Origin of the sequence: Tatumella morbirosei, assembly GCF_000757425.2 — a bacterium.
Lineage (GTDB): Bacteria > Pseudomonadota > Gammaproteobacteria > Enterobacterales > Enterobacteriaceae > Tatumella > Tatumella morbirosei.
The window spans coordinates 659,451-671,687 of record NZ_JPKR02000005.1 but is presented as its reverse complement, the minus strand read 5'-3'; the positions used below and the strand labels follow the sequence as shown (position 1 = coordinate 671,687).

Sequence of the window (12,237 nt, the reverse complement as noted above, 5' to 3'; positions counted from 1 at the left end):
AAGACCTTATGGTGGTAGGGCTGCACCGTGCCGCAGTATCATCTTATAATATTGCCGTATTAGGACCTTACCTGTATCAGCAAATTAAGCAACTGGCACCAGATGCAGATAAATCTTCAGCAGCGACTGAGGGTGAAGGTAAGCTGATGGTCAGAGACATTAACCAGTCCCCTTTTCTGCCAACAGACCCGATTGATTTGCAAGCCACGGAGCCGCTTAAAATCACAGCGCTCTATGAAGGAAGACTACGGGATCAGGGTGACTATACGCTGTTTTCCGCCAGAGTTCGTTCGACTAACGGCAATATTGAGCCGGCTAAAATACGTTTACAGGAAATCACACCATGTGGCACCGACAATCTGACCACGGCAGAACAGTGTACCCAACCCGGTACCCGCAGCCTCAAAGTCGATATTTTAGCCAGTGATAATCCCGGAATGTCCATGTTTACTGGCTGGATGACATTACATATTTCGAATACTCAGGACCAACGATTACACAATCTGGTCATTCCACTTGCATTTACCAATTATGATCCCTTTACATCCCCATTCACCGATGAGAGTAAGGTGAAAAATTATACGTTAACCGGTAAATCTCAATTAACCACTGACAATATCACGATGGTCAAAAATTTTGGGTTTGTGGCAGTTAATGCAGGTCAGGGGCCACTGACAACCGTATATGGTGGCACAGGCTATAGCAAAGTCAGAGTACCGGTTAAAGATGATAAAGGTAATATTAGTGTGATTAATTTACGGGCAAGCAGGAAAACAACCTGTAAACCGCCGTTACGTCCGATGAACTCACTTACCGGTTGTGGTGCAACTAAACCCGCCGCGTTGGTCATGGACTATCTGCCGGAAGATAATCCACAATTAACTGCAGGTCATTACCAGGGGATATTCCCTGTGGTCGCTGAGCGTGATGATGTACAACAGCCCCTGTTAATTAATATCGATATCACCCGGTAATCTCACCCACAGTTATTACCATAAAAAAAGCCGGTAAGCAGAGACTTACCGGCTTTTTTGCAACGTAATTAATTTACATTGCTTTCCTGGTCAGTTCGATGACGCGCAACTTCGCAATAGCTTTCGCCAGTTCAGCAGAGGCCTGAGCGTAATCCACGTCTCCGTGGCTCTTACTCATGTGATCTTCTGCTTTACGTTTTGCTTCCAGAGCACGTGCTTCGTCCAGATCCTCACCACGGATGGCAGTATCGGCCATGACCGTCACATTGGTTGGCTGAACTTCCAGAATACCACCGGAGAGATAGATAAACTCTTCGCTGTTATTCTCTTTAACGATACGAACCATACCAGGTTTGATGGCAGTCAGGAGCGGAGTATGGCCGTGGAAAATTCCCAGCTCACCTTCGCTTCCTGAGACCTGGATATGCTGTACATTACCGGCAAACATCTGCTGTTCAGCGCTGACAACATCCAGGCGATAACTCTTAGCCATATCAATCCTCCCGGGAAACTGAAATTACAGTTTCTTCGCTTTTTCTACAGCTTCGTCGATGGAACCAACCATGTAGAAAGCTTGCTCAGGCAGATGGTCAAACTCGCCATCCATAATTCCTTTGAAGCCACGGATGGTGTCTTTCAGAGAAACGTATTTACCAGGTGCACCGGTAAAGATCTCTGCAACGAAGAATGGCTGAGACAGGAAACGCTGAATTTTACGTGCACGAGACACCAGCAGTTTGTCGTCTTCAGACAGTTCATCCATACCCAGAATCGCGATGATGTCTTTCAGTTCCTGATAACGCTGTAACAGAGACTGAACGCCACGAGCTACATCGTAGTGCTCCTGGCCAACTACCATTGGGTCCAGCTGACGGCTGGTGGAATCCAGCGGGTCAACGGCCGGGTAGATACCCAGGGATGCAATCTGACGGCTCAGAGTCACGGTTGAGTCCAGGTGAGCAAAGGTAGTTGCCGGAGACGGGTCAGTCAGGTCATCCGCAGGAACATACACCGCCTGTACGGAGGTGATAGAACCTGTTTTGGTTGACGTGATACGTTCCTGCAGCACACCCATCTCTTCTGCCAGTGTTGGCTGATAACCTACCGCAGAAGGCATACGACCCAGCAGAGCTGATACTTCAGTACCGGCCAGGGTATAACGGTAAATGTTATCTACAAACAGCAGAACATCACGGCCTTCGTCACGGAATTTCTCAGCCATAGTCAGTCCAGTCAGCGCAACACGCAGACGGTTTCCTGGTGGCTCGTTCATCTGGCCATAAACCAGAGCAACTTTATCCAGAACGTTAGACTCGGTCATTTCATGATAGAAGTCGTTACCTTCACGAGTACGCTCACCGACCCCTGCGAATACAGAGTAACCGGAGTGTTCGATCGCGATGTTACGGATCAGTTCCATCATGTTTACGGTCTTACCAACACCCGCACCACCGAACAGACCCACTTTACCACCTTTAGCAAACGGACAGATCAGGTCGATAACCTTGATGCCGGTTTCCAGCAGTTCAGTGGAGTTAGCCAGTTCTTCGTAGCTTGGTGCGGCACGGTGGATTGAGTTAACCTCAACAGTGCTACCATCTTCGTTCTGCAGTTCGCCTTTCATATCGATTGGCTGACCCAGGACGTTCATGATACGGCCCAGAGTCGCTTTACCGACCGGAACCTGAATCGGTTTTTGCAGATCGGTCACCTTAAGGCCACGCTTCAGGCCGTCAGAAGTCCCCATTGCAATCGTACGAACAACACCACCGCCCAGCTGCTGCTGAACTTCCAGCACCAGAGGGGTATTACCATTTTCAACCTCAAGAGCGTTGTACACCTGCGGTACAGCTTCCTGAGGGAACTCGACGTCAACTACGGCGCCGATAATCTGGACAATCTTTCCAGCTGCCATCTTGAATCCTCTACCTAATTCGTTTTTCCCGTCTTATTTGACGTTACAGCCGCGTTATCTGCGTTCTTTCATCCGGGTCACTGACCTGAGTCAGCTTACCAGGATTCGCTCACTGGCCGCCTTGCTGTAACACCAACTCATCAGGGAATACCTGGTTAAACCGCGGAGGCCCCCGAGACGATCTCGGTAAGTTCCTGGGTGATGCTGGCCTGGCGGGCTTTGTTGTAAACCAACTGAAGCTCTTTGATAAGTTCGCCACCGTTATCGGTTGCGGCTTTCATCGCCACCATACGTGCTGCCTGCTCGCTGGCCAGGTTCTCTACAACACCCTGATAAACCTGAGACTCGACATAACGACGCAGCAGAGTATCCAGCAGCGCTTTTGGATCGGGTTCGTACAGGTAATCCCAGGTTTTCTTCTTCAACTCTTCATCATTTTCTGCTGGCGGTAAAGGCAGCAGCTGATTGAGGGTCGGAGTCTGGGACATGGTGTTGTTAAATTTGTTACTGACGACATAAAGCTTATCGATCCGGCCTTCGTCGTAGGCTTGCAGCATGACTTTTACCGGGCCAATCAAATCAGACAGTGCAGGTTTATCACCTAAACCGTTGACCTGAGCCACAATATTTGCCCCTGCAGCACCGAAGAAAGACAGGCCTTTAGAACCAATAATGGCCAGATCACTCTGAACACCTTTATCGGACCATGCTTTCATATCTGCCAGCAATTTTTTGAACAGGTTAATGTTCAAACCACCACAAAGCCCGCGGTCGGTAGAAACGACCAGATAGCCGACGCGCTTAACGTCACGCTCTTCCAGGTAAGGGTGCTTGTATTCCAGATTACCTAACGCCAAGTGACCAATCACTTTGCGAATGGTTTCTGCATACGGACGGCTGGCCGCCATGCGTTCCTGCGTTTTACGCATTTTGGAGGCGGCGACCATTTCCATCGCTTTGGTGATCTTCTGCGTATTTTTTACGCTACCGATCTTACTACGTATTTCTTTTGCGCCGGCCATGAGCTTCTCCTCAAAGTCAGACGGCCTGCCCTTTCAGGCAAGCCGCACGACATTACCAGGACTGAGTTGCTTTAAACGAATCGAGCAGAGCTTTCAGCTTCTCTTCGATTTCGCCATTAAAGTTACCCGCTTGGTTGATTTCCTGCATCAGTTCAGCGTGTTCGCGATCAGCGAACGCCAGCAGAGAGGACTCAAAGCTGAGGATTTTAGCAACCTCAACATCGCCCAGGTAACCGCGCTCAACCGCGAACAGGACCAGGCCCTGCTGAGCAACAGACATCGGTGCGTACTGTTTCTGCTTAAGCAGTTCAGTCACTTTCTGACCGTGTTCCAGTTGCTTACGGGTAGCATCATCAAGGTCAGAAGCGAACTGAGAGAATGCAGCCAGTTCACGGTACTGTACCAGAGCGGTACGAATACCTCCGGACAGTTTCTTGATGATTTTAGTCTGTGCAGCACCACCCACACGGGATACAGAGATCCCCGGGTTAACTGCAGGACGGATACCGGAGTTAAACAGGTTAGATTCCAGGAAGATCTGACCATCTGTAATCGAAATTACGTTAGTCGGAACGAACGCTGAAACGTCACCCGCCTGAGTTTCAATGATAGGCAGAGCTGTCAGAGAACCGGTTTGACCTTTCACTTCACCCTTAGTAAATGCTTCAACGTAATCAGCGCTTACGCGAGATGCACGTTCCAGCAGACGGGAGTGGAGGTAGAAAACGTCACCAGGGAAAGCTTCACGACCTGGCGGACGACGCAGCAGCAGTGAAATCTGACGGTAAGCAACAGCCTGTTTAGACAGGTCATCGTACACAATCAGTGCATCTTCACCGCGGTCACGGAAGTATTCACCCATAGCACAACCGGCATAAGGCGCCAGGTACTGCAGGGCAGCAGATTCAGAAGCAGAAGCTACCACCACGATGGTGTTTGCTAATGCGCCGTGCTCTTCCAGTTTACGAACCACGTTAGAGATAGTGGACGCTTTCTGACCGATAGCAACGTAAACACATTTGATGCCGGAATCACGCTGGTTGATGATTGCATCGATAGCCATCGCGGTTTTACCGGTCTGACGGTCACCGATGATCAGCTCACGCTGACCACGACCCACTGGGATCATAGAGTCAACAGCTTTGTAACCGGTCTGAACAGGCTGGTCAACAGACTGACGATCGATAACGCCCGGGGCGATAACTTCTACAGGAGAGAAGCCATCGTTGTCGACCGGACCTTTACCATCAATCGGCTCACCCAGGGTGTTAACAACACGCCCCAGTAAACCACGACCAACCGGTACTTCCAGAATACGGCCAGTACATTTCACTTTCATGCCTTCGGCAAGATCCATGTATGGGCCCATAACCACTGCACCTACAGAGTCACGCTCCAGGTTCAGTGCGATAGCGTAACGGTTACCCGGCAGGGCAATCATTTCACCCTGCATAACATCGGCCAGGCCGTTGATGCGGATGATACCGTCACTTACAGAAACAATAGTACCTTCATTGTGAGCTTCGCTCACCACATTGAACTGAGCAATGCGCTGCTTGATCAGTTCGCTGATTTCGGTGGAATTCAGTTGCATATGCTCCAGTCCCCTTAAGACTGCAAGACGTCTGCCAGGCGATCAAGACGGCCGCGAACGCTACCATCAATGACCATGTCACCAGCCTGGATGACTACGCCCGCAATTACAGACTTATCGATTTTGCAATTCAGCTTAACTTTGCGTGACAAACGTTTTTCCATCGCAGCACTGATTTTAGTCAGCTGCTCTTCATTCAATTCAGTGGCTGAAATAACATCAACCTCGGCAGTCGCTTCATAAGCGTCGCGTAATTGAATGAACTGTTCCAAAACCGCCGGAAGCGCTTTCAAACGTTTATTATTTGCCATCACCTTAATCAGGTTCTGGCCATTCTCATCGAGTTGATCACCGCAGATAGCAATAAAGGTTGATGATACTGCTTCAGGTGCTTTCGCGCCGGAAAGGATATCAGCAACTTGTTCATCACGTGCAACATCTGCAGAAAATGCCAGCATAGATTGCCAGCGATCAATACTTTGATGCTCAACAGCAAAGTCAAAAGCTGCTTTGGCGTAGGGGCGAGCTACAGTAGTAAATTCAGACATCAGCCCCTCCCTCCTTACAGTTCAGCGACCAGTTTATCAACGATGTCGCTGTTAGCAGCTTCATCAACGGAACGCTCAATAATCTTCTCGGCACCCGCAACGGCCAGTAACGCAACCTGCTTACGTAATTCTTCACGAGCACGTTTACGTTCAGCATCGATTTCGGACTGAGCCTGAGCAACGATTTTGTTACGTTCAGCTTCAGCTTCAGCTTTCGCTTCATCCAGAATCTGGGCACGACGTTTATTTGCCTGCTCGATAATCACCTGAGCATCTTCTTTGGCTTTTTTCAGCTGGTCGGACGCATTAGCCTGAGCGATATCCAGCTCTTTCTGAGCGCGTTCTGCTGAAGCGAGACTGTCAGCAACTTCTTTCTGACGTTTCTCGATAGCTGCCATAATCGGCGGCCATACGTACTTCATACAAAATGCGACGAACAGGATAAACGCAATGGCCTGGCCGAGGATTGTTGCATTAATATTCACAGCACAATGCCTCTTCTTAAGTTAGCTTGATCTGCCGCAACCAATTGCCTGGTCAGCGGCAGAATTCGTTCATTCGCGTTAAACCGCGCCATGAACAACCGTATTACCAGGCGTGACTAGGCGACAGCAAACATCACGTAGAGACCCAGACCTACAGCGATCATTGGGATAGCATCCACCAGACCCATAACAACAAAGAACTGAGTGCGCAGCAGAGGAATCAGGTCAGGCTGACGAGCAGCACCTTCCAAAAATTTACCCCCGAGGATGCCGATACCGATCGCAGCACCGATTGCCGCCAGACCCATCATAATAGCAGCAGCCATGTACAGCAGATCCATACTCACGTTTTCCATGACAGTCTCCAGTTTGTTTCAATAAAATCAGTTGTGTTGAGAGAAAAAATCAATGCTCTTCAGATGCCATCGAGAGATAGACAATCGTGAGGACCATGAAAATAAACGCCTGTAACGAGATAATCAAAATGTGGAAAATGGCCCATGGCACATTCAGAACCCACTGTGACCACCACGGTAACAGTCCCGCAATCAGGATAAAGATCAGTTCACCCGCATACATGTTACCAAACAGTCGCAGACCCAGAGATACGGGTTTAGACAGCAGGCTAACACCTTCAAGAATCAGGTTGATGGGGATAAAGATCGGGTGGTTGAAAGGCTGTAAAGTCAGTTCTTTAGCAAAACCACTTACGCCTTTCATTTTGATGCTGTAGAACAGAATCAAAATAAATACGCCCAACGCCATAGATAATGTGACATTCACGTCAGCGGACGGCACAACACGCAATGCCGGCAAACCAAGAACATGCTCACCCAGATAAGGCAGCAGATCGATTGGTAACAAATCCATGAAGTTCATTAAAAAGACCCAGACAAAGATTGTCAGAGCCAGCGGGGCGATAAGTTTGCTTTTGCCGTGATACATATCACGAACGTTGCCATCGACGAAACCAACAACCAGTTCAATAGCCGCCTGCAGTTTTCCCGGAACGCCGCTGGTGACGTGTTTTGCCACTTTACGGAACAGTACCAGAAAGACCAGACCCAGTACGACAGAGAAAAACATGGAATCCAGGTTTAACGTCCAGAAAGTTGCCGGAGCGTCGTGCGCATTCACCAACTGGAAAGTACGTAAATCAAGCTGCAAGTGCTGCAGGTGATGACTTATGTATTCCTGTGGGGTTGAGATTTCTCCTGCGGCCATGATGCATCTTACCCTTTTTTGTTAATTACAACCGGTGCAATGATTTGCACCACCAGCACCGATAACCAGCTCAGTCCAAGAGGCCAAAACACCGCCCCGAACACACCCAACGCCACAACAAGCAATACGATGGTGGTGAATACCTTGAGTACCTCACCTAATGCAAAGCTCCAGGCAACACGCCCTTTTGCTGGTAATTGCCCTTGCAGGCGCCAGGCCAGAAACGTAAACAGGACAGCCGGCAACCAGGCCGATAGCCCCCCTGCCAGAGCAGAAGCTCCCCAGTGAATGCTTTTCAAAGCAAAGAATGAACTGATGAGTAAAAAAGTCATCAGTTGAATAAGCAGCACTGTCCTTGCTAATCTCAAACTATAAAGAGATACAGACATTACTCTCTTACTCTCCCTTACTCATGTTGGGTATATCGTGTGCTTCACAAACTGCTGCGGTCACTCCCGGAGGAATGAACAGCAAAAGCCGTGCAAATTATACGGGGCACTCCTACGATTTCAATCTGTAAGTAGAGAAAAGGTGAACAATTATTTAAAATTCTTTCTGGAAAGGACTTTTTCCCAATAATCTTCGCCAAAAATCGCAGATTTACGGTGTTTTCACCCTGCCGCCCCGTGGTTTTCGCCTGTCCGGTCTGTGACTGCTTTTACGGTGAAATGGATATTACTCCTGAAAAATACAAATAACCTCACAAATCGTGTTGTTATTATAACGCACATTATTTCATTTTATTAGCAATTATTTTACAACTCAGTCAGGTATAACATGACAGGAAAAGTTTAATGATTAAAAAAAACAATAAATTAAAGTTTTCCCAGTATCATTAATTTCATATTTTCGCCGGAATTATAAATGTTATTTTTATTGCGGGAATAAGCAGAATAAACGAGAAGAAACTCACAACAGGTCAGGAAATCGATAAAAAGGGATTGAACCGATCAATCCCCATGAAAAACCGTCAGCAATCACGGTCCGAACATCAATTAACGACGATCAACCCGCCATCTGCTCTTTGATACTCCGGGCATTTTTGACAATGCTCGTGACTCCTAACCCAATACCGGCTGTCGCCAGAATAGGTGATAAACCCACAATCGCGCCAATCCCAGCCCCTAATATGGCGCCTGATGTTTTAAAGTCTGAACTCAGATTACGTGAAGCGTAACCGGAATCTACAATTGAGCCAATCGTAAACCCCATTAAAGCGCCAATAGGACCGGTGATAAATGTAAACAAACCACCACTGACCTGATTTGATTCGATCACTGAAAGCTCTTTCATAAAATATCCTTATTTAAACAATGAGTTGATTACATTTTAAGGCGTGAAGTCATTCACTCCTCTTCGGATAGCAGAAACTATCACTTTGTTAATCTATATCAAAAAAAATGCTTAGTAAACAATAAGATATATAGATAAACATAATTAAAACAAGGAGATATTGTACTAAGATAAAAATGATCATGTTTTTTTATGTTTTTTGGCTTTTTTAAGTTCTGGAGGAAAAAACACCCATAAATCAGAGTATAAGATTCCAGTTAAAACCATTTAATTCATACAGATACAATGAATTTAACCATGAGTTTACTGAATTTCAGATAACACAGGCTTTCATGCTGGTCAGGTAATTATCCCATTAACAGGATCTATACTTAGTGCGAAAAAACAGGCAAATGTCGTTAGCTGATAGTCCGCTATCAAACCAGAATAATTAATCATTACCTGAGAAATATCGACCAGAGTACCGAATCAGGCGGCGATTGCTGTTTAACATGGTTTTTGGAGGGGAAGAAGGATGACCCGCGGTGATATGTGCAAACGGGAAAATCTAAAACAGAGTGATACCTGAAGGCTTCAGGCATCACTTAATCAGCATTTAGTGTTGGCTAAGTATGACCAGATGGCGTTCCCCTTCCAGTTCGGGCACCTGCAATGTAATGACCTGCTCAACACGGAGATGGTCGGGTAATGCCGACAGCTCATCTTCCGGCACAACCCCTTTCAGAGCATAGAAACGGCCCTGCTCTGCAGCAGGCAGATGACCACACCAGTTGACCATATCCTGTAACGAAGCAAAGGCTCTGCTGATAACTCCGTCAAACAAAGGCTGATCACTGAACGCCTCTACCCTGCTCTGGACAGGGATAATATTATCCAGCTTAAGTTCATGCTGAACCTGACGTAAAAAACGAACCCGTTTTCCCAGACTGTCGAGCAAGGTAAAACTGGCCCCGGGGCAGACAATCGCCAGCGGGATACCTGGTAATCCCGGGCCGGTTCCCACATCAATGAACTTTTCCCCTTTCAGGTACGGAGCAACAACAATACTGTCCATAATATGACGAATCAGCATTTGCTGAGGGTCACGAACAGAAGTGAGATTGTAAGCTTTATTCCATTTATCCAGTAAGCCTACATAGCTAACGAGTTGTTGTTTTTGCTGATCGGTTAGCGTAATGCCAGCCTTATTAAGCAATGCGGAAAGTGTATTAATCACGGGGAATTCCTGTTTTCAGAGGAAACCCGCCGGTTTCCTCTGTTGTCGCGAAGTACTCAGGCGCTTTTACGCAGTAAGCCCTGTTTTTTCAGATAGATCAGCAAAATAGAGATTGCCGCAGGGGTGATCCCTGAAATCCGGGATGCCTGACCGATAGAAGAAGGTTTATGATCGTTGAGTTTGGCGATCACTTCGTTGGAAAGCCCGCTGACATTCCGGTAATCAAGACCGGTGGGTAACAGCGTGTTTTCGTTGCGCTGCTGACGATCGATTTCTTCTTTCTGACGGGCAATATAACCCTCGTATTTTACCTGGATCTCAACCTGCTCAGCAGCCAGTGGATTGGTCAGTGAAGGCCCGAAAGCCGGTAACGTCATCAGTTGAGAATAAGTAAGTTCAGGACGGCGCAGTAAATCTTCGCCGTTAGCCTCTTTGGTCAGGTCTGCGCTCAGCAGGCTGTTAACCTCAGAAACGATATCAGATTTCGGGTGGACCCAGATATCCCGCAGACGCTGGCGCTCAAGCTCTATCGATTCGAGCTTCTGATTAAAGCTCGCCCAGCGCTCGTCATTGACCAGACCCAGTTCACGGCCAATCGCCGTCAGGCGTAAATCCGCATTATCTTCACGCAGCATCAGACGGTATTCGGCACGCGAGGTAAACATCCGGTAGGGCTCTTTGGTACCCAGTGTGCACAGATCATCCACCAGCACCCCGATATAAGCCTCGTCACGACGTGGTGTCCAGCCCTCTTTATCCGCAGAATAACGACCTGCGTTTAAGCCAGCCAGCATTCCCTGAGCAGCTGCTTCTTCATAACCAGTGGTACCGTTAATCTGACCGGCAAAAAATAAGCCATGGATGTATTTGCTTTCCAGGGTCGGTTTCAGGTCACGAGGGTCGAAGAAATCATACTCAATCGCATAACCCGGGCGAACGATTTTTGCATTTTCCAGCCCCTGCATAGAACGGACAATTTTCATCTGCACGTCAAACGGAAGACTGGTTGAAATTCCGTTCGGGTAGATTTCATTGCTGGTCAGTCCTTCCGGCTCAAGGAAGATCTGATGCGCATTACGATCCGCAAAGCGCATCACTTTATCTTCGATAGACGGGCAGTAACGAGGGCCGATCCCTTCGATCACTCCGGCATACATCGGACTGCGATCAAGGTTATTACGGATCACATCATGAGTGGCTTCGTTAGTATGGGTGATATAACAGGCCATCTGTGCCGGGTGATCTGAGACTTTACCCATAAACGAAAATACAGGCATAGGATCGTCACCATGCTGTGCTGCCAGCACAGAGAAATCGATAGTTCTGGCATCAATTCGTGGTGGAGTCCCGGTCTTCAGGCGACTGACTCGCAATGGTAGTTCACGTAACCGTCGTGCCAAAGGGATGGAGGGTGGATCACCGGCACGTCCGCCGCTGTAATTGTCCATTCCGATATGAATTTTACCGTCCAGGAAAGTCCCGACAGTAAGTACTACGGCTTTGGCACGGAAACGTAATCCCATCTGAGTCACTGCACCTACGACCTGATCATTTTCAACAATCAGGTCTTCCACCGCTTGCTGAAAGATCATCAGATTCGGCTGGTTTTCCAGTGCGGTTCTGACAGCCTGACGGTAAAGCACACGGTCAGCCTGAGCACGGGTCGCACGGACTGCAGGGCCTTTACTACTGTTTAGTATTCTAAACTGAATACCGGCTTTATCGATAGCCTCAGCCATCAGACCGCCCATTGCATCAACTTCTTTCACCAGATGTCCCTTGCCGATCCCGCCGATCGCCGGATTACAAGACATTTGTCCCAGCGTATCGATATTGTGGGTCAGTAGCAGGGTTTGCTGGCCCATACGGGCAGCTGCCATTGCGGCTTCCGTTCCTGCATGACCACCACCAATGATGATGACGTCAAAAGGATCTGGATAAAACATGAAGTGATACCTCGGTAAAT

13 protein-coding genes are annotated in these 12,237 nt (G+C 48.0%); 1 reads left to right on the top strand and 12 read right to left on the bottom strand.

Features of this window, described 5'->3' with window-relative positions; translation table 11 throughout:
• Positions 1-8 precede the first annotated feature (8 nt).
• Positions 9-974, top strand: a complete 966-nt coding sequence (locus HA49_RS18640) for a hypothetical protein (RefSeq protein WP_046791910.1) — start codon at positions 9-11, stop codon at positions 972-974.
• 73 nt (positions 975-1,047) lie between these two features.
• Here HA49_RS18640 and HA49_RS18635 read toward each other — a convergent pair whose 3' ends face one another.
• The 12 genes from HA49_RS18635 to mnmG all read right to left on the bottom strand — a co-directional run bounded on the left by HA49_RS18635 (position 1,048) and on the right by mnmG (position 12,217).
• Positions 1,048-1,467 carry a F0F1 ATP synthase subunit epsilon gene (locus HA49_RS18635; RefSeq protein WP_038016197.1) on the bottom strand — a complete coding sequence of 140 codons (420 nt, stop codon included), beginning with the start codon at positions 1,465-1,467 and terminating at the stop codon, positions 1,048-1,050.
• 24 nt (positions 1,468-1,491) lie between these two features.
• Positions 1,492-2,889: a F0F1 ATP synthase subunit beta gene (gene atpD, locus HA49_RS18630; RefSeq protein ID WP_038016195.1), complete on the bottom strand. Its 1,398-nt coding sequence runs from the start codon at positions 2,887-2,889 to the stop codon at positions 1,492-1,494.
• Between the two features lie 155 nt (positions 2,890-3,044).
• The gene (gene atpG, locus HA49_RS18625; RefSeq protein WP_038016193.1) at positions 3,045-3,911 is read right to left on the bottom strand and encodes a F0F1 ATP synthase subunit gamma; all 867 of its coding nucleotides are present in this window, start codon (positions 3,909-3,911) and stop codon (positions 3,045-3,047) included.
• Positions 3,912-3,963: 52 nt separating this feature from the next.
• Positions 3,964-5,505, bottom strand: a complete 1,542-nt coding sequence (gene atpA / locus HA49_RS18620) for a F0F1 ATP synthase subunit alpha (RefSeq protein WP_038016191.1) — start codon at positions 5,503-5,505, stop codon at positions 3,964-3,966.
• A gap of 14 nt (positions 5,506-5,519) precedes the next feature.
• Positions 5,520-6,053 carry a F0F1 ATP synthase subunit delta gene (gene atpH / locus HA49_RS18615; RefSeq protein ID WP_038016190.1) on the bottom strand — a complete coding sequence of 178 codons (534 nt, stop codon included), beginning with the start codon at positions 6,051-6,053 and terminating at the stop codon, positions 5,520-5,522.
• 14 nt (positions 6,054-6,067) lie between these two features.
• Positions 6,068-6,538 (bottom strand): F0F1 ATP synthase subunit B, encoded by a 471-nt coding sequence (gene atpF / locus HA49_RS18610; protein WP_038016188.1) that lies wholly within the window; start codon positions 6,536-6,538, stop codon positions 6,068-6,070.
• A gap of 116 nt (positions 6,539-6,654) precedes the next feature.
• Positions 6,655-6,894, bottom strand: a complete 240-nt coding sequence (gene atpE / locus HA49_RS18605; RefSeq protein WP_038016186.1) for a F0F1 ATP synthase subunit C — start codon at positions 6,892-6,894, stop codon at positions 6,655-6,657.
• A gap of 49 nt (positions 6,895-6,943) precedes the next feature.
• Complete coding sequence (gene atpB, locus HA49_RS18600; RefSeq protein WP_038016184.1) at positions 6,944-7,762, bottom strand: F0F1 ATP synthase subunit A; 819 nt, start codon at positions 7,760-7,762, stop codon at positions 6,944-6,946.
• An 8-nt stretch (positions 7,763-7,770) separates the two neighbouring features.
• Entirely contained in the window at positions 7,771-8,151 is a 381-nt protein-coding gene (gene atpI / locus HA49_RS18595) for a F0F1 ATP synthase subunit I (RefSeq protein ID WP_038016182.1), read from the bottom strand.
• 616 nt (positions 8,152-8,767) lie between these two features.
• The gene (locus tag HA49_RS18590) at positions 8,768-9,055 is read right to left on the bottom strand and encodes a hypothetical protein (protein ID WP_038016181.1); all 288 of its coding nucleotides are present in this window, start codon (positions 9,053-9,055) and stop codon (positions 8,768-8,770) included.
• 595 nt (positions 9,056-9,650) lie between these two features.
• Positions 9,651-10,271 carry a 16S rRNA (guanine(527)-N(7))-methyltransferase RsmG gene (gene rsmG, locus HA49_RS18585; protein WP_038016179.1) on the bottom strand — a complete coding sequence of 207 codons (621 nt, stop codon included), beginning with the start codon at positions 10,269-10,271 and terminating at the stop codon, positions 9,651-9,653.
• A 56-nt stretch (positions 10,272-10,327) separates the two neighbouring features.
• On the bottom strand, positions 10,328-12,217 hold the full coding sequence (gene mnmG, locus HA49_RS18580; protein ID WP_038016178.1) for a tRNA uridine-5-carboxymethylaminomethyl(34) synthesis enzyme MnmG: 1,890 nt from the start codon (positions 12,215-12,217) through the stop codon (positions 10,328-10,330).
• Between the last annotated feature and the right edge of the window lie 20 nt (positions 12,218-12,237).